Raw genomic sequence first — 25,818 nt, 5'->3', positions numbered from 1 at the left:
GGTGTCGGTCGGCCCGTACGGGGTACGCCCGCGCCATGACCGTCCTGGCCCGCCGCCGGCCCGCCGCCCGACCCCGCCCCGCGCGGCCCGGCCCGCTGCGGCCGGGTGGCCCGGTTCCGCGACCCGCCGCCCGTCCCGGTGCGCGATGACCTCCGCTCCGACCCGGTTTCCGTTCCGCTTCGACCCGGCGTTCCGTCCGGCGCTGGCGCTGCTGGGCGTCCGGCCGGCGACGGCCTGGGTCGCCGTCACCGACCGGGACCTGGTGATCCGGTACGGGCCGTGGCGGCTGCGCACCGGCCGGGACAACGTGCTCGGCGCGGAGGTGGCCGGCCCGTACCGCTGGTGGCGGGTGATCGGCCCCCACCTGTCGCTGGCCGACGGCGGCGTGAGCTTCGGCAGCAGCACGGCGGGCGGGGTCTGCCTGCGCTTCGGTGTGCGGGTGCCGGCCCTGGCGCCCGGCGGCTGGCCCCGGCATCCGGCGGCCACGGTCACCGTCGCCGACCCGCCGGCCCTGGCTCGGCTGCTCGCCGGATGAGGACCTGCCCTGAGCAGGCCATCCGCGTACCCCGTTCGCCGGTCGGAGGGTCGGCTACCACCTACCGTCGGATCAGGACCTGCGAGGGTGGGACGGGCGATGGCTGACGAGCACCGGGCGAAACCGCGACGCTGGAGCGGACGACGCCACACGCCGACCGGGCCGGACCCGGCCCTGCGCGCCGCCCGTGACCCGGCCCGCCCGCACGCCGGCGGCCGGCAGGGTGTCGTGGTGCCCGAGCGGGTCGCCAGCCCGGCCCGGTCGGCGCCGCCTGCCAGTCCGCTGCGCCGGTGGCTCTTCGAGCACCAGGTGCAGCCGCCGGGCCCGGAGACGAGCGAGGGGCAGAACCGCAGGCACGCCTGGTGGCAGGTGATGTGCCTGACCGGCGTGGACTACTTCTCCACCCTGTCGTACCTGCCGGGCATCGCGGCCGTTGCCGCCGGAGCGCTGTCCCCGTTGGCGACCCTGCTGATCGTCGCGCTGACCCTGTTCGGCATGTTGCCCATGTATCGCCGGGTGGCCCAGGAGAGCCCGCACGGGCAGGGCTCGGTGGCGATGCTGGAACGGCTGTTGCCGTTCTGGCGGGGCAAGATCTTCGTGCTCGTGCTGCTCGGGTTCGTGGCGACCTCGTGGATCATCACGATCACGCTGTCCTCGGCCGACGCCACAGTGCACCTGCTGGAGAACCCGTACCTGCCCGACGCCCTGCACGGCCCGGCGGTGCCGGTGGTGGTCACCGTGGCGCTGCTGCTCGTCCTCGGCGGCGTCTTCCTGCTCGGCTTCCGCGAGGCCGTGGTGGTGGCCATTCCGCTGGTGGCGGTCTTCCTCGTCCTCAACGCGGTGATCGTGGTGGTCGCGGTCACCCGGATCGTCGAGGACCCCGCGATCGTGTCGGACTGGACCACCGCGGTGACCGCGGGCGGCGGGGCGGGTCACGTCCTGCTCACCGCCGTGCTGGCGTTCCCGCTGCTGGTGCTGGGGCTGTCCGGCTTCGAGACCGGCGTCAGCATGATGCCGCTGGTGTCGGCCGACGGCCCGGACCGGGCGGCCCGGCTGGCCGCCCGGATCCGCAACACCCGCCGGCTGCTCACCACCGCCGCGTTGATCATGTCGGTGTACCTGATCTCGACGACCTTCGTGACCACCGCGCTCATCCCCGCCGCCGAGTTCCGCCCGGGTGGCCCCGCCAACGGTCGGGCGCTTGCCTTCCTGGCGCACACCTATCTCGGCGAGGTGTTCGGCACCGTCTACGACGTGAGCAGCGTGTTCATCCTCTGGTTCGCGGGCGCGTCGGCCATGGCCGGGCTGATCAACATCGTGCCCCGCTACCTGCCCTCCTACGGCATGGCCCCGGAGTGGGCGCGGGCGGTACGCCCGGTGGTGATCGTCTACACCGTGGTCAGCGTCGCCATCACGATCGCCTTCCGGGCCGACGTCAACGCCCAGGCCGGGGCGTACGCCACAGGCATCCTGGCGATGATGGTCTCCGGCGCCGTGGCGGTGACCATCTCCGCGGTGCGGCACCGTCAGCGCGCCGCCGGCGTCGGCTTCACGGTGCTGACCCTGGTGCTGTTGTACGCGCTGCTGGAGAACGTCGTCGAGCAGCCGGACGGGATCACCATCTCGGCGCTGTTCATTCTCGGCATCATCGTGGTGTCGCTGATCTCCCGGGTCACCCGGACGACTGAGCTGCGCGCCGAGCGGATCGAGTTCGACGAGCAGGCCCGCCGGTTCGTCGCCGAGTCGCTGGCGCACGACGGGCAGTTGCACCTCATCGCGAACAAGCGGCAGAGCGGCTCGGTGAAGGAGTACACGATCAAGGAGCGGGCGCAGCGGGGCATGAACCCGGTGCCCGGTGCCGCCGACGTGCTGTTCCTGGAGATCGACGTGGTGGATCCGTCGGAGTTCAGCCAGGTGCTCCGGGTGCACGGCGTCGAGGTGGCCGGCTTCCGGGTGCTGCGGGCCAGCAGCCCGGCCGCGCCGAACGCGATCGCCGCGATCCTGCTGGCGCTGCGCGACGCCACCGGGGTACGCCCGCACGCGCACTTCGAGTGGTCGGAGGGCAGCCCGATCGCGCACCTGCTGCGGTACCTGATCCTCGGCCGGGGGGACACCCCGCCGGTGGTGCGGGAGATCATTCGTCGTACCGAGCCGGACCCGCTGCGTCGGCCCGGCATCCACGTCGGCGGGTGAGCACGCGACGTCTGGTGTCGTAAAAGATGAATGACAGCACTATTCACGTTCACACCTTCCTGTCCGTATTGCGGTCTTATGGTGACCTTTGGTGGTCGGCGGCACGTCGAGCACCCCACGCCCCGATCGGCGCGGTCACGTCACGTACCCAGGAAGGCAGGCACCTGATGTCCACGTACCGAGGAGACCGCCCGGCACGACCCCGACGGCGGTCCCGATGGTTCTTAGCCGGTGGGCTCCTGGCCGGGAGTCTGGTCGTGGGGGCGGCCGGCGCCGCCGCGGCGGCCGACCGCGACCTCTCCCTCCCGGGCCTGGGCAGGTTGACCACCCCGGCCGCCCGCGACGACGACCGGCAGGCCGACGACCGGTCCGCGCCGGAGCGGGGCGGCGACGACGCCGAGCGGGCCCGGCCGAACACCCCGGGCACCGGCAGGCACGGCGTGATCGAGGTGCCCTGCGACGCCGCGAAGCTGGTGTCCGCGCTGGTGACGGCCAACGCGGAGGGCGGCGGGGAACTGCGGCTCGCGCCCCGGTGCCGGTACACCCTCACCGAGGCGTTCCACGAGACCGACCAGTACGACGGTGGGATCCGCGACGCCCGGGAGCAGGCCGACGCCGCGGAGACCCCCGGCGACGCCGACGCTCCGCCGCACAACCCGGCCGACGACACGTCCGGCCTGCCGGTGATCTACCAGGGCATCACCATCGACGGCGCCGGCGCGACAATCGCCCGCGACGCCCAGGCCGCGCCGTTCCGCTTCTTCACCGTCCGCGACGGCGGCGAGCTGACCCTGCGGGACCTCGAGCTGCACAACGGCCGCTCGCTCATCGAGGGCGGCAGCGTGCACGTCGTGCACGGCGCGACGGCCGTGGTGGAGCGGGTCACGGTCACCCAGAGCACCTCGCTCTCGCCCGAGGGCGGCGGCGGTGGGATCTTCAACGACGGCAACATGGTGGTCACCGACTCCACCTTCGTCGGCAACAGCGCCTCCGGCGCCGCGGGCAAGGGCGGGGGCCTGCTCAACGGCGGCGTGCTGACGCTGAAGCGCTCGGAGTTCCGCCACAACAGCGCCAACGGCTACGGCGGCGGGCTCGGCAACTACCGGGGCGCGGCGGACGTGGACACCTCCACGCTCGCCGAGAACAGCGCCGGGCAGGGCGGCGGTCTGGCAAGCTTCTCGGCCCGGACCAAGGTGTACGACACCGAGCTGCTGAACAACACCGCGCAGGTCGGCGGTGGCGCCGCCAACTCCGACGCGGTGCTGGTGATGCGCAGGATGACCATCCGCGGCAACACCTCCACCGTCAACGGTGGGGCCATCTCCACCGTCAAGGGCCTGCTGCCCCTCGACGACAGCGTGGTCGACGGCAACACCACGCACGGCATCGGGGCGGGCATCTACACCGAGAAGTCCAACCTGCTCGTGCGCGGCAGCGACGTGACAGGCAACGAGGCCGTCGGCGCGACGTCCAAGGGCGGCGGCATCTACGCCACCGCGGGCTCGGTGGCGCTCTACACGAGCAAGGTCACCCACAACGCGGCCACGGTGAAGCCCGGCGGCATCTTCGCCGAGCACGCCCAGGTCAAGATCGACGATGAGAGCGTGGTCGTCGAGAACGAGCCGACCAACTGCGAGGGCAGTACGGTCCCGATCGCGCACTGCTTCCGCTGAGTCGTCGAATCCCCACCTCGTCGTCGAGCGCATCCATCCTGAGCGCACCCGCCCGCCCGGACAGTCGTCCGGGCGGGCGGCTGCCGTGGCGCTCCGGCACAGCGCGCGCAGCCGAGGGCGTCGGCCCAGTGCGCGCAGCCGGGGGCGTCGGCCCAGTGCGCGCAGCCGGGGGCGTCGGCCCAGTGCGCGCAGCCGGGGGCGTCGGCCCAGTGCGCGCAGCCGGGGGCGTCGGCCCAGCTCGCGCAGCCGGCCGCGTCAGCCCAGCGCGCGCAGTCGGTGGGAGAGGTCTGCGGCGAAGAAGTCGAGGAAGCCGTCGGGGTCGCCGCCGGCGTTCTGCAGGACGATGTGGTCGAAGCCGGCGTCGACGTACGACCGGACCTTCGCCACGTGCGGCTCGGGATCGGGGCCGACGGCGAAGAGCTGGCGGATGTGCTTCTCCTCCACGTGCGCGCTTGCCGCGTCGAAGTTGACCGGGTTCGGCAGCTCGCTCATCACCTTCCAGCCGGTGACCATCCACCGGCTGGTCTGCAACACCGCCTGCACCGCCTGCTGTTCGTCGGTGGCCCAGGCCAGTGGCACCTCGGCGTAGCGCGGGCCCGATCCGCCGGCTCGCCGGTAGTGCTCGACGATCGAGGCATCCGGATCGGTGGCGAACAGCCCGTCGCCCAGTTCGGCGGCGAGTCGGGCGGACGCCTCCCCGCTGGCCGCGACCGCGATCACCGGCAGGGTGTCCGGCAGGTCGAAGATCCGGGCGTCCTCCAGGTGCAGGTGTCGCCCCTCGTACGACTGGTAGCCGCCCTGCCAGAGCAGCCGGATGATCTCCAGCGCCTCGCGCAGCCTTTCGTGTCGGCCCCGCACGCTGGGGAAGCCCTGGCCCACGACGTGTTCGTTGAGCCGTTCACCGGCCCCGACACCGAGGGTGAAGCGTCCGTCGGAGATCAGCGCCATGGTCGCCGCGGCCTGCGCGATGATCGCCGGGTGGTAGCGCACGGTCGGGCAGGTGACGCCGGTGGCCAGGCGGAGCGTGGTGGTTCTCGCCGCGATCGCGCCGAGCACGCTCCAGGTGAAGGACGAGTGGCCCTGCGCGTCAAGCCAGGGGTGGAAGTGGTCGCTCATCTCGACGAAGTCGAAGCCGGCCTGCTCGGCCCGGACGGCCTGCCGGATGATCTCCTGCGGCCCGAAACCCTCCGAGGCCAGCTTGTAGCCGATCTGCATGGCACGCTCCCGATTCCGTCCGCCCGCTGACGCCGGTCGGTTCCCGTCCTCGGGAAGGACAAACGCCGCCCCGGCGTCCCAGCTAGCCTCCTAGGACGCCCTAGGCGGTGTGGCGGTGCCCCAGGCGGTGTGGCGGTGCTCCCGTGCCCCGGACAGCAGACGGCCCGCGCCCCGGACGGGCGCGGGCCGGTGGACCGTGTTCGTCCTACTTGGACGGCTCGGGCAGCTTGCAGTCGACCTTGGGGTTGGCCCCGATGTAGTTCAGCGGTCCGGCCACGATCGTGACCAGGATCGTGCCGGCCTCGGCGCAGTTGGTGTCGTCGCCGCTGTAGTAACCCCGCTGACCGCCGGCGATGGCGCCGATCACCAGCCAGATCACGACGATGACTCCGAGTATCGAGGTGCCGCGCATCGCTGCCTCCTGAAGGTATGTGGTGGATCTGAGGTGCAGGCGTTGTACCCAATCGGGTCGCGCGGCTAACGGTGAGCGCCCGGCACCCACTCCGGATCCTCCGTCCGGCCGATGCCGTCCGCCGTCGGTACCGCACCGGCATCGGCCGCCCGCATCGCGTCCCGACGGTCGGCTATCGGATCGCCGACCAACGCGGCTGCCGCACGGGCCGCCGGACGTAGAACTGCCTCACGGCCCCGCCGAGGAGGACCCATGAACGCCCCCACCCCGTCCCTGTACATCGACCGCCCCGAGGACGTCGCGGTCGCGGCCCGCGCGCTCGCCCGCGGCGCGGTCGTCGCGGCGGCGTTCGCCAACTTCTACGTCATCGTCACCAGGCCGGACGCGGCCACCGTGCGCCGGGTCAACCTGGCCAAGGGTCGCCCGGTCCAGCAGGTCGGCAGCATCACCACCGCCGTCGGGCGGATCCCGGGGATGTTCGACTGGTCCCGGATCTCGCCCCGGTTGCCGATCGGCCGGGTGCGGGCGCTGATGGACGCCCTCTACGGCGCCGGGCCGTTCGGTTTCCGGGGGCCCGCCGCCGACCGGCTGCCCGAGCACCTCACCCAGATCGACCGGGGCCTGCGTACCACCCAGGTCATCGCTCCCGGTCTGACCTGCCCGTCCAACGCGTTCTTCGAGCGGGCGCTCGCCGAGACCGGCACCGATCACCTCTACATCACGTCGGCGAACCGGTCCCGACACCACACCGGGGCGACCGAGGAGCCGGCGCACTGGAAGGCCGGCGCGCTCGCCGCCGACTTCACCCACCTCGACGACCTGGTGGTGCTCGCCCACCCGGACGAGGCGGCCGCCCGCGCCGCCTACCCCGGCTACCTCACCACGTCGGTGACCCTGCTCTCGTTCCACGCGCCGGAGGGCGAGCTGGAGGAGCCGCCGGTGCTGACCGTGGACCGGCACGGTTCGCTGCACCTGGACGACGTCCGCCGGGCCGCCGCGCCGCTGGGCCTCCAGGTGCGCCTCGGCGACACCGCCGCGCGGCGGTTGCAGGTCCGGGGGTACGCGGGAGCGCTGGTGTGAGCCACTACCGGGTCGGCCTGGTGGTGCCCAGCTCGAACACCACCATGGAGACCGAGATTCCGGCGCTGCTGCGTCGGCGGGAGACCGTCGACCCGACGACCCGGTTCACCACCCACGCCAGCCGGGTGCGGCTGCACCAGGTGACAGCCGACGAGCTGGCCCGGATGAACCGCTCGTCGGTCCGCTGCGCGGCCGAGCTGGCCGACGCCCGGTGCGACGTGCTCGCGTACGCCTGCCTGGTGGCGGTGATGTGCGAGGGCGTCGGCGCGCACGAGCGGGCCGAGCGGCGGTTGGGCCGGGCGGCCGTGCGGGCCGGGCACGACATGCCTGTGGTGACAAGCGCGGGCGCGCTGGTGGCCGGACTGCGGGCGTTGGGCGCGCGCCGGGTGGCGCTGATCGCGCCGTACCTGCCGCCGTTGACCGCGACAGTCGTCGACTACCTCGCCGGGTACGGCGTGCGGGTCACCGAGGCGGTGAGCCTCGGCGAGCCGGACAACGTGGCGGTGGGCCGCATCCCGACGGCGCGGCTGGTGGAGCTGGCCGACCGGCTGGACGTGACCGACGTGGACGCCGTGGTCGTCTCCGCCTGCGTGCAGTTGCCGTCGCTTGACGCGGTGCCGCTGGTGGAGGCCCGCCTCGAACGGCCGGTGCTCACCGCCGCCACCGCCACCGTGCACCAGTTGCTGACCGTGCTCGGCGTCGACCCGTACGTGCCGGACGCGGGTGGACTGCTGGCCGGCGCAGCGGTTCAGTGCGGCGGGGCGGGGACCTCCGGCGGCTTGCCGCGACTGCGGCGGTAGTCGGCGTACGCGACGCCGGCCAACACCAGCAGGGCGCCCAGGGAGGCGAAGACCGGCGGCAGGTACAGCGCCGCCGGCGCGATCGTCAGCAACGCCAGGAGACCGCCGGCCCGCGACGGCGACACCCGGCTGAACACCTCGTACTCGAACGAGGACCTGCCGACCAGGAACAGCGCCGGGCCGCCGAGGATCACCGCCACCCAGGCCGGCGGCGTACGGCCGTTGTGGTCGTGCAGCACCAGGTCGAACCCGGAGGCCGTGACCACCACCCCGGCGATCATCAGCAGGTGGGTGTACGGCGCGGTGAACAGGAACTTGCCCGGCGCTCCGGACATCTTGATGGCCGTCGGCAGCAGTTGGCCCGACTTGTGCACGTAGATCCGCCAGAGCACCAGCGTGGTCGCGAACGCCACGGCGAACGCGGCGATGTTCTGCGCTTCGGAGTGGGCCAGGTTGAACATGGTGCCGATGGTCAGGATGGCGTCGCCGAGGGCGATGATGAAGAACTGCTGGTACCGCTCGGAGAGGTGCTCGGCCGTGACGTTGCGCTGTGGCTCCGGCACCACCCCCAACCCGGGCACCGGGTACGCGAGTCGGAAGCCGCTGTAGTCGATGGCGAGCGCGATGGCCCAGCACGCCAGACGGGCGTCGCCGCTGACGAACGCGCCGATGATCCAGGGGATCGCCGACACGGCGAACCAGACGAAGATGCGGATGGCCCTGCGCTGGGTCTGCGGCTCGCGGCGTACGGCCGGCATCAGGAACAGCCCGCGCCCGAGGTGGATGGTCACGTACGTGGCGGCGAAGACGATTCCCCGTGCGCCGAACGCCTCCGGGATCGCGGTGGTCATCAACAGGGCGCCGAACATCACGGCGCTGATCAGCAGCTTGATCTCGGTGCGTTCCGGGTCGTACAGGTCGGTGACGAGAGTGGTGATCGCCCACGTCCACCAGACCGCGGCCAGCAGGATCAACGCCTGCCCGGCCCGATGCCAGTCGAGCTGGTCGACCATGCCCCGCGAGATGAGGGCGAGCGCGACCACGTACACCAGGTCGAAGAAGAGTTCGAGCAGCGTCACCCGGCGGGGGGAATCCGGGTCGCGCACCGGCGGTCGGGACTTGCCGTGCCCGGGCTCCGGCGCGGAGAGGTGCACGGTTGCTCCTGCGGTGCCGGTGGACTCGGCGGGCCGTCCGGCCCACCTCGACCGACGCTAGCCAGCGGTCGCGCCCGCCACCCCCGGTTCGGACGCTCGTCCCCCGACCGGGGAGACGGTCGATCGGCTCGGCCTTCCTGACGCCGGGGTGTCCGGGCGGCCCGTCCGGCGCGGGTTCCGGGACACCGGGCCGGTCAGGGCCCTGGCGTTCGGCCCCGACCTCTCCGCCGCAACGAGCGAACCCCCGGCCGACCGTCGGGAGGACGGGCGCCCGGGGGTTCGCTGTCGGCACTCAGCCCTGGCTGCCGCCGGGCAACACCGCGGTCACCTGGTCACCGGCGCCGGCCAGCACCCGTGCCTGCTGGGGCCAGGTGGCCAACGCGGGTGCCGCACGCAGACCGGCGGCCCGGATCAGGTCGCGCAGCGCCGGCTCGTCCAGCTCGCCGAGCTGGGCGTAGGTGCGTACGCCGGCCGCCTGCAACGCGGCCGCCATCTTCGGCCCGACCCCCTGGATCCGGCGGAAGTCGTCCGCCGGGGCCGTGGGCTCGGTGTCCGCCTGCGGCGGCGTGGTGTCGGCCACCCGGACCGGCGGGGCGGCCCGCACCGGCTCGGCGTCCGCGGCGTCCGCCGAGGTCGCGGCCGTCGCCACAACCGGCGTCGCCTCGACCGGGGTGACCTCGGTGTACGGGGCCTCGGCCTCCGGAGCCTCGGACGGGCTGGTCTCTACCGGGATGGCCTCGGCGTAGGTGGTCTCGGCCGGGCTCGTCTCCACCTGCGTGTCCGCGGCCTGCGTGTCCGCGGCCAGGTCGGTCTCGGCCGAGGTGGCCTTGGCCGGGGTGTCCGCGGCCAGGGTGGTCTCGGCCGGCAGGGTGTCGGCGCTGTCGTCCATCGGCTGGCGCGGTGCGATCACCGTCGCCGGCTGCTCGTCGGCCGCGACCGGCTCCGGGTCGGCCGCGAACGCGGGCGCGTCGTCGACCGCGTCGGTCCGCTCGGTGGCGAGGACGGGCGGCGGGGCTTCGGTGAGGGCCATGTCGCCCGTGTCGACGGCGTCCGGGGCGGAGTCGTCCGGCGTGGTCACGGCGGCCGGTGCGCTGACCGTGTCCACCGGAGTCGGCTCGTCGGCGACCGCGGCCGGGGGAGCGTCCAGGGACGCCACCGGGGCGGCCTCGTCGGTGGCGGCCGGCGGCACCGGACCGTCGATCACGGCCAGGCCGGCGACGGGGTCACCATCCACGATGGACCGACCCTGTCCGCTGGCCCGTGCGTCCTGCCGGCCGCGCAGCAACCATCCGGCGGCCAGGCCCAGCAACAACGCCAGTACCACTATCAGCGAGTGTCCGATAGACCACTCCACGGCGAACCTCCCTCTCTGCTCGTCGAAAAAATCACGAGAAAAACTCGCCGCAGCTTCGCACACGCGCATTACCGGCGACAGAGAGGACCGGTCGCAGGCGCCATGGTCGCGAGGGTCACCTCGCGGGGTGCGCGGCGGGTGACGCAGCGTCGCCGCCACGGCGAGTACGCCGCCCGCCGGTGGGGAAATCCGCTGTCGGCCGGCGGAAGGAGAGTGGTACAAAGCCGCGGTGGAAGAGACTCTGGAGTTCGCCGACCGGTTGCGGCTGATGGACGAACGGTCGAGCGCCTTCCGGGCGGCGGTCGCCGCGGCACCCAGCCTCGACGTGCGGGTGCCGACCTGCCCCGAGTGGACGTTGTTCGACCTGGTGCAGCACCTGGGCGAGGGGCGCCGCAGATGGGCCGCCATCGTTGCCGCGGGGCCCGCCGACGCTCCGCCGGCGGTCTCCACCCCGGTGGTGCCCCGGGAGCGCGAGGCCCTGCTCGCCTGGTTCACCGCGTCGACGGCGGAGCTGCTCGACGCCCTGCGGGAGGCCGGCCCGGACCGTGGTTGCTGGACGTGGTGGGGTGATTCGCAGTCGCCGCAGACGGCCGGTGCCGTCGCCCGGCACCAGCTCCAGCAGGTCGCGGTGCACACCTACGACGCCCAGGTCACCGTGGGCGCCCCGCAGCCGCTGCCGGACGAGGTGGCCCTCGACGGTGTCGACGAGTTCGTGACCACCTGCGTCGCGACGACGTCCGCGTGGCCGCACGAGCCCGCGGTCGTCGACTACCACGCCACCGAGGGCCGTTCCTGGCGGCTCTGGTTCTCCGCGGAGGGCGCCCGGGCCGCCCGCCTCTCGACGCCGGTCACGGGCGTGGGCCCGGAGCTGGCCCATGTCTCCGCCCGGGGCACGGCACATGAACTGGTGATGTTCTGCTACGGCCGCATTCACACGGACTCGCTGCGGGTCGACGGCGACCGGCGCGTCTTCGACCAGCTGATCGCCTGGGAGCCGGAGTAACAGGACGCGACGACGTACCCACCGCCCGGCGCGCTCAGTCCTGGTCGCCCTCGTAGGTGTGGAAGTCGTCGACGAAGCGCCGGCGCAGCGGAGGCACCCGGCTTGTCACTCCGAAGTAGCCGCGCGCGCCGAGCAGGGCGAGCCGGCCCACCACCGGCCGGTACATCCGGTCGTCGCCGCTGGTGCCGCTGCGGTTCAGCGACTCGGCGACCCGCGCGAAGCCGTACGGCACCATGGCGGCCTCGTAGTCCGCCACGGCCTGCACCAGCGTCTTGTCCCCGGCGGCGGCCCGGGTGAGGTGCTCGCAGAGCAGGCGGGCGTCGCGCAGCGCGGTGTTCGCGCCCACCCCACGCCCCGGCGTCATGGTGTGGATGGCGTCGCCGAGCAGTGTGACGTTGCTGCTCTTCCAGGGTGGCGTCGGCTCGGACGTGCTCACCTTGATCGGCAGAGCGCTGCCCGGATCGCTCATCCGCAACAGCTCCCGCAGGTGCGGATGCCAGTTGGGCGTGAGGTCCAGGGCGACGCGTATCAGGTCCTCACCTCGGCGTTTCAGCACGTCGGCCGGGAACCGGCGGGCCGTGCTCCAGATGATCAGGTTGATGTAGTCGGTGCTGGTCTGCGTCGACAGGCCGGACCAGGCCCGCAACAGGGCGGCGTCGTCGTCGGTGACGCCGGGCTTGATCGTGCGGTCGGCGTCCCACTTGAACTCCATCACGTGCAGCACGCCCATGGTGCCGCCGGCGCCGAAGATCAGCGAGATGCCCTTGCGGACCCGCTCGGGCACGAGGTCGCGGGTCTGCGCGGTAAGCGGAATGCGGGTGGCGATGTTGATGGTGCCCGCGTCGCGGGTGACCGCGTGGGGCAGGTACTGGCGGCGTACCGCCGAGTGGGTGCCGTCCGCTGCCACCAGCAGGTCGCCGGTGGCGGTGGTGCCGTCGGCGAAGTGCGCGGTGACCGCGCCGTCGTCGTGCTGCTCGTACCGGACGAAGGTCTTGTCGAAGCGCACCACGTCGCCCAGGTCGGTCAGCAGCACCTGGCGCAGCACCATCCGGGCCACCGAGTGTTCGGTGTGCACCGGGTCGGCGGTCGGCCGCAACTCGAACGAGGCGGTCTGGCGCAGCCGCTGGGTGACGACGTTGAAGTAGCTCGGTGGCCGGGCGCAGGTGGCCAGGAACGTGGCGAACAGCTTCGGCGGCAGGCACTCGCGCAGCGCCCGGCTACCGGTGGGGCCGATGCCCACCCGGTAGCCGAGCAGCCCTTCGGCGCTGTGGTGGTGGCGCTCGTAGACGGCGACGCTGATCCCGGCGCGACGCAGCCCGTGCGCGAGGCACAGCCCGCCGGTGCCGGCGCCGATGATCAGGACGTGCGGCGGGGCGGTGGACACGTCAGCCGGCCGGGTGCGGCGCTGCCGCGTCGGCCGCGTCCCACCGGTAGAAGCAGTCGGCGATGGCGTCGCGGGGGGAACGCCAGGTCGACAGGTACGGCGACGTGTGGGCGGCCAGCCGCTCGTTGACCTGCTGGAAGAGCGGGTGGTTGCGGGCGGCGGCGAGGGCGCCCGGGTTGACGTCCGAGGTCTCGATGACGTGCACGTACACGTCGTGCAGGCAGTACAGGGACCGGTGCGTGACGCCGGTGAGACCGGGCAGTTCGGTGGCGTCGGACTCGGCGAAGATCTGGGCGACCCGCTCCTCCGCGCCCGGGATGATCCGGCTGACGATCAGTAGACGACTCATGGGAACCCTTCCGCCGGTGGCCGATCCCGGCCCGGAGGCCGGTGGTCACGTGCTCGTTGCGCCCACCGTGCCGCAGGGTGTGTCACATCACCGTCACGTGGGTCGCCCGGCCGGTGACGGTCGGGCGGTGGTCTCCCGGCCGGCGGTCGCCTGGCGGGTGGCCGCCCGGATCGGGGCGAGCGTGTCGTCGAGCAGGGCGCTCATCGCCGGGCTGGGTTCCAGGCGCAGCTCGCGGCGTAACAGGTCGCGGTAGACGTAGAAGGCGTGGACGGCCTCGAAGGCGTTGCCCTCGGCGAGGTGGATGCGCACCACCAGCCGGTGTGGCGTCTCGCGCAGCGGCTCGGCGGCCATCGCCTCCAACGCGGCTTCGAGGGCCTCGCCGTGCCGCCCCGCAGTGAGGTGCTGCGCGGCCACCTGCTCCAGCATGTGCAGGCGCAGTTGTCGCAGCCGTTCCCGGTCCAGCAGCACCCAGTCGTCGTACCAGCCGGGCAGCAGGTCGTGCCGGCCCGCGGCGAGCGCCCCTGCGGTGGTGCGCGGGTCGTCGCCGTTGCGGACGCGGGCGGCCGTCTGCACGAGGTCGTCCACGTCGAGGCGTACCGCCGGGTCCAGCCGGACCGTGTCGCCGGCCACGACCATCGGGCAGCACGGATCCTGCCGCAGCCGCCACAGCGCGGTACGCAGCGACGACAGTGCCCGCTCCTCCGACACGTCGGGCCAGAGCAGCCCGGCCAGTTGGCTGCGGGTGGCGCCGGGACGCAGCCCGATCAGCGCGATCACCCGTTGCAGACCGCGCGGCACCACGATGTGCGCGGTGGCGTGCAGGAGCCGGAAACCGCCGAGCAGGTGCAGTGCGAGGTCGGCCTCGCCGGGACCTGTGGCGGTCGGCACGGACGGCTCAACGGCCACGGCGGCACCCCCTGCGGAACGCTCGTCCCGACTGTCTGCTGTGTCCCGGATCGGCGCCGTGTCGCCACCGTCGATGGCAGGCGACCACGGCTGTGAAGGCGCGCACCGCCCGTCGGAGCCGCCGGGCTGGCCACCGTGAAGATTATCAATAATGGTCACGTTGAGTCAACGCCGGCGGTGGCCCGCTCTCGATGGCGGTCAACCGTGAGATCGGTTCTGAACTGCTGAAACGTCATTCCCGTCGATCGCGTCGTACACATGGGACGCATAGCCGATGCACAGGTTGCGTCAACGCAGCGTCACCGTGCAGCGTCGCCGGTTGGTCTGCCACGGTGACGCCGCCGTGACGACGACTGCCGCATCGTGGCCGCAGTCGTCCAGCGCGTCCGGAGGTTCACCGGCCGGCCCGGACGCCGTGGGGGGAGGCCCAGCCATGGACCGATCGCTTATCGTCGCGAAGGTCGTACCGACCGCCGAGGAACAGGTGGCCGACATCTTCGCCGAGTCGGACGCGACCGAGCTGCCGCGCCTGGTCGGCGTCCGGCACCGTTCGCTGTACCGACTGCACGATCTCTACGTGCACCTGCTCGACACCGAGCATCCGGCGCAGGAGGCGGTGGAGGCCGCCCGTGGTCACCCCGAGTTCGTCCGGGTCAGCGAGCGGCTGCGGCCGTACGTCTCGCCGTACCTGCCGACCTGGCGCTCGCCGCGCGACGCGATGGCGCACTGCTTCTACCGGTTCGACGCCCCGGACGCCGGGAGGCGCTCGTGACCGCCGCCGCCGAGCCCGCGGAGCAGCTCTGGTCGCGCTGCGCCGGTTGTGCGAGCCTGCTCTACCGCAAGCGGCTGCGACGCAACCTGGACGTCTGCCCGGAGTGCGGTGAGCACACCCGGCTCGGCGCCCCGGAACGACTGCGGCAGCTCGTGGACCCGGGCTCCCTGCGCCTGCTGCCCGACCGGCTGCCCGAGGCCGACCCGATCGACTTCGTCGACGTGCTGCCGTACCCGCACCGGCTCAGCGCCGCGCGGATCAGCACGGGCCTGGCCGAGGCGGTCCTCTGCGCCACCGCCACCATCGGCGGACAGCCGGCCGCCCTGGCCGTGATGGACTTCCGCTTCCTCGGCGGCAGCCTCGGCTGCGCGGTGGGGGAGCTGATCACCCGGACCGCCGAGCGGGCGTTGGACGACCGCGTGCCGCTCATCCTGGTCACCGCGTCCGGTGGGGCACGGATGCAGGAGGGCGCCCTGTCGCTGATGCAGATGGCCACGGTCAGCCAGGCCATCGCCGCGCTGCGGGAGGCGGGTCTGCTCACCGTCAGCGTGCTCACCGACCCGACCTACGGAGGGGTGGCGGCGTCGTTCGCCACGAACACCGACCTGGTGCTCGCCGAGAGCGGCGCCCGGATGGGTTTCGCCGGGCCACGGGTGATCCGCCAGGTCACCGGTCGGGCGTTGCCGGAGGGGTTCCAGACCGCCGACTTCCTGCTGCGCCACGGTCAGGTGGACATGGTGGTGCAGCGCCGGTCGCTGCGGGGTCGACTGGCCGCGCTGCTCGCGGCGGCCCGCGCCGGCCGTCCGGCGCGTCCGCCCGTACCCCGTCAGGAGCCGGCGCCACACCACGAGCGCCTGGCCGGCGTGGTCCCGCCGGCGGTGCCCGACGGCCCTCGCGCGGTCGGGGAGCGGCCGGCCGACGACCCGACACCTGCGGTACGCGACGCGTGGGACACCGTGCGGACGGCCCGCCACCCGGGCCGACCCACCACCCTGGACTACCTGGACTCGGTGTTCGACGGGTTCGTCGAGCTGCACGGCGACCGGCTCGGCGGGGACTGCCCCGCCATCGTCGGCGGTGTCGCGCGGCTGGCCGGCCGGCACGTCATGGTCATCGGCCACCAGAAGGGGCACACCACCGCCGACCTGGTCGCGCGCAACTTCGGGATGGCCAGCCCTGCCGGGCACCGCAAGGCGCTGCGCCTGATGCGTCTCGCCGCCCGCCTCGGCCTGCCGGTGGTCACGCTCGTCGACACCCCCGGCGCCGACCCGGGGATCAGCGCCGAGGAGCACGGCCAGGCGGCCGCCATCGCGGAGAACATCCTCACCCTCACCGTGCTGCCCACGCCCGTCCTCGCGGTGATCACCGGTGAGGGTGGCAGTGGTGGCGCGCTGGCCCTCGCCGTCGCCGACCGGGTGCTGATGCTCCAACACGCCGTCTATTCGGTGATCAGCCCGGAGGGCTGCGCCGCCATCCTCTGGCCGGACCGCTCCGCCGCGCCGCAGGCCGCCCGCGCGCTCCGGCTGACCGCACCCGACCTGTGTCGCCTCGGCGTCGTCGACGAGATCGTCCCCGAACCGGCGACGGCCGCCCACGACGACCCCGCGGAGACCGCCCGACGGTTGCGTGCCGCGCTGCTGGCGAATCTGCTGCCGCTGCTGGACGTGCCGCCCGCGATGCTGGTCCGCCTGCGCCGGCAGCGGTTCCGCCGGTTCGGCGCCACCCGCGCCGGTGTCCGGGCGGTCGCCCGATGACCGCCGCGCCCACCGTGTCCACCGTGGACGGCCAGAACGGTCGACCCGACGGCGACGGCCGACCGGCGACGCACCCCGGCCCCGAGGCGGCCGACGGCCACGACGGTGTCCGCCCGGACGGGCGGCACCCGGCGGACGGGCAGGGGGAGGCCGACGCGGACGCCGAGGAGGTGCTTGTCGGACTGCGTCGGCAGGCGCGACACCTGCTCGCCGAACTTCCCGGGCCGGTGCGTCGGATCCGGCTGTGCAGCGGGACGACGGTGCTGGAGGTCCAGTGGCATCCGGACGAGGCAGCCGCCCGGTCGCCCGTACCCCCGGCCCCGCCGTCGGCCGGTGCCACCCCGACGGCGGGCGCGGTCGTGCCCGGCCCGCCGGTCGCGCTGATCCGGCCGCCCGTGCCCGGGCGCGCCACGGTCCGGGCGCCGATCGTCGGCACGTTCTACCGCGCGCCGGAGCCCGGCGCGAGGCCGTTCGTCGCGGTGGGCGACCTGGTCCGTCCCGGCCAGCCGGTCGCGATCGTCGAGGCGATGAAGCTGATGAACGAGGTGACCGCCGACCGGGCCGGGCGGGTGGTCGCGATCCTCGTCGGGGACGGCCAGCCGGTGGAGTACGACCAGCCACTGGTCGAGCTGGATCCGGCCTGACGGCGGGGATGGGTGAGGAATGTTCGAGACCGTGCTGATCGCCAACCGGGGTGAGATCGCGCTGCGGGTGCTGCGTGCCTGCAAGGAGCTGGGCGTGCGGACGGCGGTGGTCTACTCGGCCGCCGACGCGGACTCCGCGGCCGTGCGCCTCGCCGACCAGGCCGTCCGGATCGGGCCGGCGTCGAGCCGGCGCAGCTACCTCAATGCCGCAGCGATCGTGGAGGCGGCCCGACAGGTGGGCGCGCAGGCCGTGCATCCCGGGTACGGGTTCCTCTCCGAGGACGCCGACTTCGCCGAGATCTGCGCCGACAACGGCCTGACGTTCATCGGGCCGCCGCCGGCGGTCATGGCGGCGCTTGCGGACAAGTCCTCGGCCCGGGCCCTCATGAGCCGGGCCGGGCTGCCGCTGCCGGCGGGCAGCGTCGCGCCGGTGGCGACCGCCGCCGCGGCGGCCGAGGTCGCCGACGCCGTCGGCTACCCGGTGATCGTGAAGGCCGCCGCCGGGGGCGGTGGCCGGGGCATGACTGTGGTGCGCCACCCGGCCGAGCTGGCCCGGGCGTACGCGCGGACGCGGGCCGCCGCGCAGGCCGCCTTCGGCGACGACCGGGTGTACGTCGAGCGGTACCTCACTGAGGCCCGACACGTCGAGGTGCAGGTGCTCTGCGACTCCCACGGCAACGGGGTGCATCTGGGCACCCGGGACTGCTCCGTGCAGCGCCGACACCAGAAACTCGTCGAGGAGGCGCCCGCTCCCGCGCTGTCCGCCGCCACGCTCGACGCCATCGCCGAGACCGCGCTACGGGGTGCCCTGGAGGTCGGCTTCGTCGGCGCGGGCACCCTGGAGTTCCTGGTGGACGCCGAGGAACGCTTCCACTTCCTGGAGATCAACTGCCGGATCCAGGTGGAACACCCCGTCACCGAGATGGTCACCGGGATCGACCTGGTGCACGAGCAACTGCACATCGCGGCAGGGGTGCCGCTGCGGTGGCGGCAGGAGGAGATCCGGCTGCACGGCGTCGCCGTGGAGTGCCGCGTCAACACCGAGGACCCGGAGCGTGACTTCGCGCCCACGCCCGGCCGCCTGGAACGGTTCACCCCGCCGGGCGGCCCGTTCACCCGCGTGGACACCCACGCCAGCGCCGGTTACCTGGTCGGCCCCTGGTACGACTCCCTGCTGGCCAAGGTGATCGTGTGGGCGCCCGACCGGGAGTTGGCGCTCAACCGGCTGGAGCGTGCCCTGGAGGAGTTCGACATCGCGGGGCCGGGCGTGCGCACCACCATCCCGTTCGTCCGGCGGGTGCTCGACGACGCCGCGTTCCGCAAGGGCCGCTACACGACAGGCCTGGTCGACCGTCTGCTCGCCGCGCCGTCGCTCCCACCACCATCGTCGCCGTTGCTCCCACCACCACCGTCGCCGTCGCTCCCACCACCATCGTCGCCGGCGCCCGCGCAGCGGTCGACGGTCACCCCCACACCCCGCGCCGCGCCCGCCGCGGAGCCCGACGTACCCAACCGGAGGACCCGATGACCGTCACCCATGGTCGCCCGATGACCGCCGAGATCACCGACATCCTGGTGGCGCACTGCGGGCTGGACGCCGACGCCGCGGCGCGAGCGCCCGCCGCCTCGCTCGAGGAGCTGGGCATGGACTCGCTCGCCCTGCTGGAACTCTCCGCCGTCGTGTCCGACCGATGGCAGGTGAGCATCCCCGAGCAGGCCGGCCAGTTGAGCATCCCGGCGGTGGCCGACCTGGTCGCCCGCCGCACCGACCCGCCCGGGCACACCGAGAACTCCGTGGTCATCGACGCCCCGCTGGCGCTGGTCTGGGACGTCACCAACGACGTGACGAACTGGACCGAGCTGTTCACCGAGTACGCCGTGGTGGAGATCCTGCACCGCGACGGGCACACCGTGCGGTTCCGGCTCACCATGTACCCCGACGAGAACGGCGTGGCGTGGAGCTGGGTCAGCGAACGCACCGCCGACCCGGTCAGCCGGCAGGTGCGGGCGCACCGGGTGGAGACCGGGCCGTTCGAGTACATGCGGATCCACTGGCGCTACACCGAGGAGGCCGACGGCACCCGGATGGCCTGGACGCAGGACTTCGCGATGAAGCCGACCGCGCCTGTCGACAACGCCGCGATGACCGAGCGGATCAACACCAACAGCGTCATCCAACTCGCCGTCATCAAGGACCGGGTGGAGCGGATCGCCCGGCAGCGCGAGGAGCAGGACCGCCAGGATGCCGGCGTGCAGGACCGCGCGGTGGCCGGCGACGCCTCGACGGGGGCCGGCGATGAGTGACCTGGGCACCCGGCCGATCGCCGCGGCGGACGTACCGGCCGACCGGAGGCGCGGCGGCGAACTGCGGGTGCTGCTCGGGCCCCGCACCGTGGGCAGCACCTCCGGCTTCCTCGGGGTGGCCACCCTCGCGCCGGGGGAGCGGATCGCCGAGCACTACCACCCGTACAGCGAAGAGTTCCTCTACGTGGCGCGCGGCGCGATCACCGTCGACCTGGACGACCAGCCCACGGCGGTGTCCACCGGCGAGGCGCTGTTCGTGCCGGTGAACGTGCGGCACCGGCTGCGCAACACCGGATCCGAGCCGGCCGAGGTGGTCTTCCACCTGGGCCCGTTGGCCCCGCGCCCGGAGCTGGGACACGTCGACACGGAGCTGGTCGAGCAACGGGGCGGATCGTGACCGGGCGGCGCACGGTGGTGACCGGCATCGGGGTGGTCGCTCCCGGCGGCGCCAGCCGGGACCGCTTCTGGAAGACCATCACCGAGGGACGGACCGCCACCCGGCGGATCAGCTTCTTCGACCCGTCGCCGTTCCGCTCGCAGATCGCGGCCGAGTGCGACTTCGACCCGATCGCCGCCGGGCTCACCGACGCCGAGCGACGCCGCGCCGACCGGTACGTGCAGTTCGCGCTGGCCTGCTCCACCGAGGCGATGGCCGACGCCGGCCTAATGCTCAGCGACGCCGAGCGGGACCGCACCGGGGTGGTGCTCGGCACCGCGGTGGGCGGCACGATGGCCCTGGAACAGGAGTACGTGCGGGTCAGCGACCACGGCCGGCGCTGGCTTGTCGACGCGGCGCTCGGCGGCCCGTACCTGTACCAGGCGCTGGTGCCCAGCAGCCTGGCCGCCGACGTGGCGTGCCGGCACGGGCTGCACGGCCCGGCGCAGGTGGTCTCCACCGGCTGCACGTCGGGCATCGACGCCATCGGGTACGCCCACCAGCTCATCGTGGACGGCGAGGCGGACATCGTGCTTGCCGGCGCGGCGGACTCGCCGATCTCACCGGTCACCGTCGCCTCGTTCGACGCGATCAAGGCGACCAGCCCCGACAACGACGACCCCGCGCACGCCTCCCGTCCCTTCGACGCCGACCGGCACGGGTTCGTGCTGGCCGAGGGCGCGGCGGTGCTGGTGCTGGAGGAGGCCGAGCACGCCCGGCGGCGCGGCGCCCACGTCTACTGCGAGGTCGCCGGCTACGCCAGCCGCAGCAACGGCTACCACATGACGGGCCTGCGCCCGGACGGGCTGGAGATGGGTCTCGCCGTCACCGACGCGCTGCGGCAGGGCCGCGTCGCCCCCGAGCAGGTCTCCTACATCAGCGCCCACGGCTCGGGCACCCGGCAGAACGACAGGCACGAGACGGCCGCGTTCAAACGGGCGCTGGGCCAGGCCGCGTACCGGGTGCCGATCAGCTCGATCAAGTCGATGGTGGGGCACTCGCTCGGAGCGATCGGGTCGATCGAGATGGCCGCCTGCGCCCTCGCGATCGAGTTCGGCGTGGTGCCGCCGACGGCCAACTGGAGCACCCGCGACCCGGAGTGCGACCTGGACTACGTGCCCAACGAGGCACGGGAGGTGCCCGTCAACGTGGCCCTGTCGGTGGGCAGCGGGTTCGGCGGCTTCCAGTCGGCGATGGTGTTCCGCCGGCTGCCCCCGACGGTGGCGGCGTGAGCGCCCCGCGGGCGGTCGTCACCGGCATCGGTGTGGTCGCGCCCAGCGGCGTGGGGGTGGACGCGCACTGGCGTACCGTGCTGGCCGGCACCCGGCGCACCGGGCCGATCACCCTGTTCGACCCGTCCGGCTACCCGACCCGCTTCGGCGGCGAGGTCCCCGACTTCACCGCCGGCTCGTACGCCGACAGCCGGCAACTGGTGCAGACCGACAGGTGGACGCACCTCGGCTTCGCCGCCACCCGGCTGGCGCTCACCGACGCCGGCCTGCCCGAACGGGCGCCCGACCCGTACGGCTACGCCATGACCCTGGCCAGCTCGTCCGGGGGCAACCTGTTCGGCCAGCGGGAGCTGCAACGGCTGTGGGGCGGGACGTCGCGGACCGTCGGGGCGTACCAGTCGATCGCCTGGTTCTACGCGGCAAGCGTCGGACAGCTCTCCATCCATCACCAGTTCAAGGGACCGAGCGGGGTGCTGGTCGCGGAGACGGCAGGCGGGCTGGACAGCCTCGCGCACGCCGCCCGCGCGGTACGCCGGGGCACGCCCGTGGTGATCGCGGGCGCGACCGAGTGTCCACTGAGCCCGTACGCCCTGGCCTGCCAACTGCGCTCCGGGCTGCTCAGCGACGTCGCCGACCCGGAGCGGGCGTACCGGCCGTTCGACGCGTCGGCCAGCGGCTACCTGCCGGCCGAGGGGGGAGCGGTGTTCGTGGTGGAGGAGCTGGCGCACGCGCTGGCGCGGGGCGCCCGGATCTACGGCGAGGTGAGCGGCTGGGGCGCGACCCACGACGCCGCGCACACCACCGACGACAGCGCCGGCGACCCGGTCCAGTACGCCCGCGCGATGCGGCTGGCCCTGGACCGGGCGGGAGTCGCGGCGGCCGACATCGACGTGGTGCTGCCGGACGCTCTCGGTGTGCCCCGCTACGACCGCAGCGAGGCCGAGGCGCTGTGCGCCGTGTTCGCCGACCGGCCGCCGCCGGTGACCACCCAGAAGCCGCTGACCGGCCGGGCGCACCAGGGCGGCTCGGCGTTGGACGTGGCCACCGCCCTGCTCGCGTTCGCGCACGACACGCTGCCCGCGTCCGCCGGCCCGGACCGGGTGGCCGACGGGTGCGAGCTGGACTTCCTGCGGGAGCACCGCCGGCCGCGCAGCCGGCTCGCGCTGGTCTGCGCGCGGGGCTTCGACGGTTTCAACAGCGCGCTGGTCCTGCGGGGGGCCGCGCCGACGAGGGGAGAGACGCCATGAGCGAGCAGCGGGCCCGAGTGGTCTTCCTGGTGCGGGTGCCGGCGCCGCGCACCGAGCGGTTCCTCGCCGCGTACGAGGAGGTGCGGCACCTGGTCGCCGACGGCGTGCCGGGTCACCTGGTCGACCAGGTCTGCCGCTCGTCGACCGACCCGGAACAGTGGCTGATCACCAGCGAGTGGGCGAGCCTGGCCGACTTCGAGAACTGGGAGCGCACCCCCGAACACCGTGACCTGGTGCGCCCGATGCGGGAGTGCTTCACCGACGCCCGTTCGCTGCGCTTCCACATCCACGCGCAGACGCCGGCGCTGGCCTGACCGCCCGCGCTGATCAGGGCTGTCGGTCCGAGTCGTCCCGGACGCGGCGGTAACGCTCGTAGATCACCCGCGAGTCGAACGTCCTCGTCTCGATCAGGTCCAGCCGTACGTCCTCGGTGACGGGTGGCAGGTAGGGCGTACCGCCACCGACGACGACCGGATGGCGGAACATGCGCAGCTCGTCGACGAGGCCCCGCTCGAACGCCGCCGAGGCCAGGCCGGGGCCGCCGATCTCGACGTCCCGGTCGGTCGCGTCCAGAGTCGCGGCGACCTCCTCGGCGACCGACGCCGCGGCGAGTCGGGCGTTCCCCTGCACCTTGTCGAGCGTACGGCTGAAGACGACCTTCGGAAGAGCGGACCAGACGTCGGCGAACGCGGCCTTGAGGTCGGTGTCGCGCATCGACGGATCCGTCTCCCACACCAGCATGTCCTCGTAGAGCCGACGGCCCAGCAGATAGCCGCCGAGCCCACGCACCCGTTCGAGGTGGAAGCCGAACAGCTCCTCGCTGGGAGCCCCCCACCCGAACCCGCCGTTCCGGTCGGCGACGTACCCGTCCACCGAGACGCTCATCGCGTAGATCAACATTGCGGCACACCCATCGCGTCGGAGTCGACGCCGGCCAGGGCCTCGGCCAGCACCAGGGGGTTGAGGTAGTCACGGTACGAGACGACCAGGCCGTCTCTGATCCGGAGAACGGCAATGATCGTCTGGTGCAGGGGCGCTCCGGTGGGAACCACGGTGCCGTGCGCCTCGTACTCGACGATCACGACCTCCGGGTCGATGGTCTCGTGGATCGTCGTGTTGCGGTACTCGTCGAACGTGACGAGACCGTTGGCCTGCCCGATCAGGAACTCGCGGATCCGCTCACGGCCCTGGACGCCGGCCGGGAGGCCCGCCGGCCGGTAGGGCCACTCGATACGGCAGTCCGGCGCCAGCAGGCTGACGAACCCTTCGGTGTCCTGCGCGCGGCTCGCGCGCAGGATCTGCTCGGCGACGTCGCGTGATGGCACGGCCACCGCCACTCCTCTCGTTGAACGCCCGTTGATTGAACGAGTGTAGAATGTGGAGGTTCGCCGGTCAACGACCGTAGAATGACGTCGTGACCGAGCCGAGCGCCCGCCCCACCAGAGCGCAACAGCGCCTTCGAACCGAAGAGCGGATCCTCGTCGCGGCCCGGCAGCTCTTCGCCGAACTCGGCTACGAACGGACCACGATCCGGGCCGTGGCGTCCACCGCGGATGTCGATGCGGGTCTGGTCATGCACTACTTCGGCAGCAAGGACCTGCTCTTCGCCCGAGCCGTCGAGGTGCCCGCCGACGAGGTACCCGCCGGCACCGCGGGCGAGGTGGCCGAGGCGCTGCTCACGTCGCTGGGCCGGCGCCTGACCGGTGAGCCGGTGGCCTCCCTGGCGGTGCTGCGCTCCATGCTCACGAACGCCGACGCCGCCGACCGCTACCGGGCCGCCGGGGAACCCCAGCTCAACCAGATCACCGAGGCAATTGCGACGCCCGACGCCGACCTGCGCGCCAGCCTGCTCAGCGCCATCATCCACGGCGTGCTTGCCGAGCGGTACCTGCTGCGCCTCACGCACCTCGCGGACGCCTCACCCGAGCAGATCATCGACCTGCTGCGCCCCTGCTTCCAGAGCCTGACCACGCCCGCGCCGGCAGCGACGAAGCCGCAGGGCGCGTAGGGTCCTGGACCCGTGATCGACTCGGATTCCTGCAAACTGCGGTATCCGATCGGGTCGGACACCCCGGGTTCGGTGAACCCGAGTCGATCATGGGCGGGCCGCCTGATCGAGCCGCCTGGGCGGGCCGCCCGGGCGTGGTCGGCGGCGGTATGTGGCAATCGGTCCGGGCGCTGTTTTGATCTAGCCATTTGCATCTAGCGATGCTCCGCGCGGCTGTCGTAGGGTTCCGTCAGCACCCCGAAAGATGTTCACAAACGGGGATTATGCCCTAATTTGTGCTGCGGGTTGAACGGCGAGGGCGATGGATCAATCGACAGGAAACCTTACGGCTGAGAACCCCGGATGGGTGGACGACGTCCTGTTCTCCGGCCGTCCGACCGACATTTGTCTCCGCCTGCCGGAACCGATCGACCGGGTCACCCTGCACCGGCTGGTGACCGCGGCGCAGGACCGGCTCACCGCCGCCGGCCTACGACCCGGTGGCGCCGCCGCGCTGCGGCTGCCGCCCTCGCTGGCGTACGTGGTGAACCTGCTCGCCACCTGGCGCGCCGGGGGGCAGGCGATCCTGCTCGACCACCGGCTGACCGACCACGAGGTGGACCGGGCGCTGACCCGGCTGACCCCGCAGGTGGTGATCGCGCCGCTGCGGACCTCCGGCGGCGCGCTGAAGGTCTTCGTCGAGGTCACCGAGAGCGTCACCCGCTACGCCGACCGCCCGGCGGTCAGCGGGCACGCCGTGATCCAACTCAGCTCCGGCTCCACCGGACCGTCCAAGGTGATCGGCCGTACCGCCGCCGACCTGGTCGCCGAGGTGGGCCGCTACACCCGCATCGACGGCGTGCCGCTGCCCGGCGAGCGCATCATCCTGCTGCCTTCCATGGTGCACGTGCTCGGGCTCGTCGGCGGCCTCCTCTACGGCCTGCACGCCGGAGTCGAGCTGGTGCCACCGCAGCGGCTCAGCGGCGACGCCGTGCTGGCCGCGATCGCCGCCGACCCGACGCCGGCCACCGTGCTGGGCGTGCCGTTCCACATCGGTCTGCTCGCCTCCACACGACCCTCCGGCCCTCTGCCGCAACTGCGGCGGATGACCACCGGCGGCGAGCTGGTGCCGGCCGCGGTGGCCCAGGCGTTCACCGACCGGTACGGGGTGCCGCTGGGCAACATGTACGGGATGACCGAGGTCGGGGTGATCGGCACCGACCTGCACGGCTCCCACCGGCCGTCGATCGCCCCGGCGCCTGGCATCGAGGTCCGCGAGTCCGCCGGCGAGCTGTGGGTGTCCTGCCCGGCGTCGCCGTACGTCGGACTGAGCGACCCGACCCGGTGGGCCGACGGCTGGCTGCACACCCGCGACGCCGGCACC

Annotated in this window: 26 protein-coding genes; 17 read left to right on the top strand and 9 right to left on the bottom strand. The window is 73.1% G+C overall.

From position 1 onward, the window contains the following. The 3 genes from MILUP08_RS19300 to MILUP08_RS19290 all read left to right on the top strand — a co-directional run. Positions 1 to 535: hypothetical protein (locus MILUP08_RS19300; RefSeq protein ID WP_237747128.1), on the top strand; the 535-nt coding region annotated here is incomplete at its 5' end. A gap of 99 nt (positions 536 to 634) precedes the next feature. Then, the gene (locus MILUP08_RS19295; RefSeq protein ID WP_007460673.1) at positions 635 to 2,728 is read left to right on the top strand and encodes an APC family permease; all 2,094 of its coding nucleotides are present in this window, start codon (positions 635 to 637) and stop codon (positions 2,726 to 2,728) included. A gap of 167 nt (positions 2,729 to 2,895) precedes the next feature. Then, positions 2,896 to 4,401, top strand: coding sequence for a right-handed parallel beta-helix repeat-containing protein (locus MILUP08_RS19290; RefSeq protein WP_039906291.1), 1,506 nt, complete (start codon positions 2,896 to 2,898; stop codon positions 4,399 to 4,401). A 255-nt stretch (positions 4,402 to 4,656) separates the two neighbouring features. Here MILUP08_RS19290 and MILUP08_RS19285 read toward each other — a convergent pair whose 3' ends face one another. Both MILUP08_RS19285 and MILUP08_RS19280 read right to left on the bottom strand, forming a co-directional pair. Then, positions 4,657 to 5,616, bottom strand: a complete 960-nt coding sequence (locus MILUP08_RS19285) for a TIGR03557 family F420-dependent LLM class oxidoreductase (RefSeq protein WP_007460670.1) — start codon at positions 5,614 to 5,616, stop codon at positions 4,657 to 4,659. A gap of 205 nt (positions 5,617 to 5,821) precedes the next feature. Then, positions 5,822 to 6,028, bottom strand: a complete 207-nt coding sequence (locus tag MILUP08_RS19280) for a hypothetical protein (RefSeq protein ID WP_007460667.1) — start codon at positions 6,026 to 6,028, stop codon at positions 5,822 to 5,824. Positions 6,029 to 6,280: 252 nt separating this feature from the next. On the opposite strand from MILUP08_RS19280, the gene MILUP08_RS19275 reads away from it, so the two are divergent. Together MILUP08_RS19275 and MILUP08_RS19270 are read left to right on the top strand one after the other, a co-directional pair. After that, the gene (locus MILUP08_RS19275) at positions 6,281 to 7,108 is read left to right on the top strand and encodes a hypothetical protein (RefSeq protein WP_007460665.1); all 828 of its coding nucleotides are present in this window, start codon (positions 6,281 to 6,283) and stop codon (positions 7,106 to 7,108) included. Then, positions 7,105 to 7,908: a maleate cis-trans isomerase family protein gene (locus tag MILUP08_RS19270; protein ID WP_007460664.1), complete on the top strand. Its 804-nt coding sequence runs from the start codon at positions 7,105 to 7,107 to the stop codon at positions 7,906 to 7,908. The genes MILUP08_RS19275 and MILUP08_RS19270 overlap by 4 nt, the downstream gene beginning before the upstream one ends. Here the strand turns inward: MILUP08_RS19270 and MILUP08_RS19265 are convergent. Beyond that, positions 7,857 to 9,062 carry a low temperature requirement protein A gene (locus tag MILUP08_RS19265; protein ID WP_007460662.1) on the bottom strand — a complete coding sequence of 402 codons (1,206 nt, stop codon included), beginning with the start codon at positions 9,060 to 9,062 and terminating at the stop codon, positions 7,857 to 7,859. The two genes, MILUP08_RS19270 and MILUP08_RS19265, sit on opposite strands and share 52 nt — an antisense overlap. Before the next feature lie 292 nt (positions 9,063 to 9,354). Further along, complete coding sequence (locus MILUP08_RS37435) at positions 9,355 to 10,416, bottom strand: hypothetical protein (protein WP_007460661.1); 1,062 nt, start codon at positions 10,414 to 10,416, stop codon at positions 9,355 to 9,357. 229 nt (positions 10,417 to 10,645) lie between these two features. Between MILUP08_RS37435 and MILUP08_RS19255 the strand changes: the two genes are divergently transcribed. Next, on the top strand, positions 10,646 to 11,419 hold the full coding sequence (locus MILUP08_RS19255) for a maleylpyruvate isomerase family mycothiol-dependent enzyme (RefSeq protein ID WP_007460658.1): 774 nt from the start codon (positions 10,646 to 10,648) through the stop codon (positions 11,417 to 11,419). A 34-nt stretch (positions 11,420 to 11,453) separates the two neighbouring features. Here MILUP08_RS19255 and MILUP08_RS19250 read toward each other — a convergent pair whose 3' ends face one another. The 3 genes from MILUP08_RS19250 to MILUP08_RS19240 form a co-directional block, all read right to left on the bottom strand. After that, a complete protein-coding gene (locus tag MILUP08_RS19250; protein ID WP_007460656.1) occupies positions 11,454 to 12,803 on the bottom strand; it encodes an FAD-dependent oxidoreductase in 1,350 nt (449 codons plus the stop codon). A gap of 1 nt (position 12,804) precedes the next feature. Further along, complete coding sequence (locus tag MILUP08_RS19245) at positions 12,805 to 13,152, bottom strand: TcmI family type II polyketide cyclase (protein WP_007460655.1); 348 nt, start codon at positions 13,150 to 13,152, stop codon at positions 12,805 to 12,807. Positions 13,153 to 13,245: 93 nt separating this feature from the next. Beyond that, positions 13,246 to 14,058: an AfsR/SARP family transcriptional regulator gene (locus tag MILUP08_RS19240; protein ID WP_007460653.1), complete on the bottom strand. Its 813-nt coding sequence runs from the start codon at positions 14,056 to 14,058 to the stop codon at positions 13,246 to 13,248. Positions 14,059 to 14,491: 433 nt separating this feature from the next. Here MILUP08_RS19240 and MILUP08_RS19235 point away from each other — a divergent pair, with 433 nt between their 5' ends. From MILUP08_RS19235 to MILUP08_RS19195, 9 genes are read left to right on the top strand one after another with little or no spacing between them, the layout of a single operon-like run. After that, a complete protein-coding gene (locus MILUP08_RS19235) occupies positions 14,492 to 14,830 on the top strand; it encodes a TcmI family type II polyketide cyclase (RefSeq protein WP_007460651.1) in 339 nt (112 codons plus the stop codon). Then, on the top strand, positions 14,827 to 16,584 hold the full coding sequence (locus MILUP08_RS19230) for an acetyl-CoA carboxylase carboxyl transferase subunit (protein ID WP_007460649.1): 1,758 nt from the start codon (positions 14,827 to 14,829) through the stop codon (positions 16,582 to 16,584). Before MILUP08_RS19235 ends, MILUP08_RS19230 begins: the two co-directional genes overlap by 4 nt. Next, positions 16,581 to 17,228, top strand: coding sequence for an acetyl-CoA carboxylase biotin carboxyl carrier protein (locus MILUP08_RS19225; protein WP_007460647.1), 648 nt, complete (start codon positions 16,581 to 16,583; stop codon positions 17,226 to 17,228). The genes MILUP08_RS19230 and MILUP08_RS19225 overlap by 4 nt, the downstream gene beginning before the upstream one ends. Positions 17,229 to 17,247: 19 nt before the next feature. Next, positions 17,248 to 18,756 carry an acetyl-CoA carboxylase biotin carboxylase subunit gene (locus tag MILUP08_RS19220; protein WP_007460645.1) on the top strand — a complete coding sequence of 503 codons (1,509 nt, stop codon included), beginning with the start codon at positions 17,248 to 17,250 and terminating at the stop codon, positions 18,754 to 18,756. Further along, complete coding sequence (locus MILUP08_RS19215) at positions 18,753 to 19,532, top strand: SRPBCC family protein (RefSeq protein ID WP_007460643.1); 780 nt, start codon at positions 18,753 to 18,755, stop codon at positions 19,530 to 19,532. The genes MILUP08_RS19220 and MILUP08_RS19215 overlap by 4 nt, the downstream gene beginning before the upstream one ends. After that, positions 19,525 to 19,929 (top strand): cupin domain-containing protein, encoded by a 405-nt coding sequence (locus MILUP08_RS19210; RefSeq protein WP_007460641.1) that lies wholly within the window; start codon positions 19,525 to 19,527, stop codon positions 19,927 to 19,929. The genes MILUP08_RS19215 and MILUP08_RS19210 overlap by 8 nt, the downstream gene beginning before the upstream one ends. Beyond that, on the top strand, positions 19,926 to 21,200 hold the full coding sequence (locus MILUP08_RS19205; protein WP_007460639.1) for a beta-ketoacyl-[acyl-carrier-protein] synthase family protein: 1,275 nt from the start codon (positions 19,926 to 19,928) through the stop codon (positions 21,198 to 21,200). Before MILUP08_RS19210 ends, MILUP08_RS19205 begins: the two co-directional genes overlap by 4 nt. Further along, entirely contained in the window at positions 21,197 to 22,447 is a 1,251-nt protein-coding gene (locus MILUP08_RS19200; RefSeq protein WP_007460637.1) for a beta-ketoacyl synthase N-terminal-like domain-containing protein, read from the top strand. The genes MILUP08_RS19205 and MILUP08_RS19200 overlap by 4 nt, the downstream gene beginning before the upstream one ends. Continuing rightward, positions 22,444 to 22,761 carry an antibiotic biosynthesis monooxygenase family protein gene (locus MILUP08_RS19195; protein ID WP_007460635.1) on the top strand — a complete coding sequence of 106 codons (318 nt, stop codon included), beginning with the start codon at positions 22,444 to 22,446 and terminating at the stop codon, positions 22,759 to 22,761. Before MILUP08_RS19200 ends, MILUP08_RS19195 begins: the two co-directional genes overlap by 4 nt. A 13-nt stretch (positions 22,762 to 22,774) precedes the next feature. Here the strand turns inward: MILUP08_RS19195 and MILUP08_RS19190 are convergent, their stop codons facing one another. Continuing rightward, the gene (locus MILUP08_RS19190) at positions 22,775 to 23,347 is read right to left on the bottom strand and encodes a dihydrofolate reductase family protein (protein ID WP_007460633.1); all 573 of its coding nucleotides are present in this window, start codon (positions 23,345 to 23,347) and stop codon (positions 22,775 to 22,777) included. Beyond that, positions 23,341 to 23,778 (bottom strand): nuclear transport factor 2 family protein, encoded by a 438-nt coding sequence (locus MILUP08_RS19185; RefSeq protein WP_007460631.1) that lies wholly within the window; start codon positions 23,776 to 23,778, stop codon positions 23,341 to 23,343. The genes MILUP08_RS19190 and MILUP08_RS19185 overlap by 7 nt, the downstream gene beginning before the upstream one ends. 83 nt (positions 23,779 to 23,861) lie before the next feature. Here MILUP08_RS19185 and MILUP08_RS19180 point away from each other — a divergent pair, with 83 nt between their 5' ends. Next, positions 23,862 to 24,455, top strand: coding sequence for a TetR/AcrR family transcriptional regulator (locus MILUP08_RS19180; RefSeq protein ID WP_007460629.1), 594 nt, complete (start codon positions 23,862 to 23,864; stop codon positions 24,453 to 24,455). Positions 24,456 to 24,756: 301 nt separating this feature from the next. Next, positions 24,757 to 25,818: AMP-binding protein (locus tag MILUP08_RS19175; RefSeq protein WP_039906285.1), on the top strand; the 1,062-nt coding region annotated here is incomplete at its 3' end.

Origin of the sequence: Micromonospora lupini str. Lupac 08 (assembly GCF_000297395.2) — a bacterium.
Taxonomy (GTDB): domain Bacteria; phylum Actinomycetota; class Actinomycetes; order Mycobacteriales; family Micromonosporaceae; genus Micromonospora; species Micromonospora lupini.
The sequence above is the reverse complement of the archived record's forward strand: the minus strand, read 5'-3'. Positions and strand labels throughout refer to the sequence as shown.

What these genes read in the sequence shown, in the direction of transcription:
- MILUP08_RS19225 (WP_007460647.1), top strand. Translation starts at nt 16,581, where the DNA reads ATGACCGCCGCGCCCACCGTGTCCACCGTGGACGGCCAGAACGGTCGA.
- MILUP08_RS19195 (WP_007460635.1), top strand. Translation starts at nt 22,444, where the DNA reads ATGAGCGAGCAGCGGGCCCGAGTGGTCTTCCTGGTGCGGGTGCCGGCG.
- MILUP08_RS19275 (WP_007460665.1), top strand. Translation starts at nt 6,281, where the DNA reads ATGAACGCCCCCACCCCGTCCCTGTACATCGACCGCCCCGAGGACGTC.
- MILUP08_RS19295 (WP_007460673.1), top strand. Translation starts at nt 635, where the DNA reads ATGGCTGACGAGCACCGGGCGAAACCGCGACGCTGGAGCGGACGACGC.
- MILUP08_RS19235 (WP_007460651.1), top strand. Translation starts at nt 14,492, where the DNA reads ATGGACCGATCGCTTATCGTCGCGAAGGTCGTACCGACCGCCGAGGAA.
- MILUP08_RS19190 (WP_007460633.1), bottom strand. Translation starts at nt 23,347, where the DNA reads ATGTTGATCTACGCGATGAGCGTCTCGGTGGACGGGTACGTCGCCGAC.
- MILUP08_RS19220 (WP_007460645.1), top strand. Translation starts at nt 17,248, where the DNA reads ATGTTCGAGACCGTGCTGATCGCCAACCGGGGTGAGATCGCGCTGCGG.
- MILUP08_RS19280 (WP_007460667.1), bottom strand. Translation starts at nt 6,028, where the DNA reads ATGCGCGGCACCTCGATACTCGGAGTCATCGTCGTGATCTGGCTGGTG.
- MILUP08_RS19245 (WP_007460655.1), bottom strand. Translation starts at nt 13,152, where the DNA reads ATGAGTCGTCTACTGATCGTCAGCCGGATCATCCCGGGCGCGGAGGAG.
- MILUP08_RS19290 (WP_039906291.1), top strand. Translation starts at nt 2,896, where the DNA reads ATGTCCACGTACCGAGGAGACCGCCCGGCACGACCCCGACGGCGGTCC.
- MILUP08_RS19285 (WP_007460670.1), bottom strand. Translation starts at nt 5,616, where the DNA reads ATGCAGATCGGCTACAAGCTGGCCTCGGAGGGTTTCGGGCCGCAGGAG.
- MILUP08_RS19215 (WP_007460643.1), top strand. Translation starts at nt 18,753, where the DNA reads ATGACCGTCACCCATGGTCGCCCGATGACCGCCGAGATCACCGACATC.
- MILUP08_RS19210 (WP_007460641.1), top strand. Translation starts at nt 19,525, where the DNA reads ATGAGTGACCTGGGCACCCGGCCGATCGCCGCGGCGGACGTACCGGCC.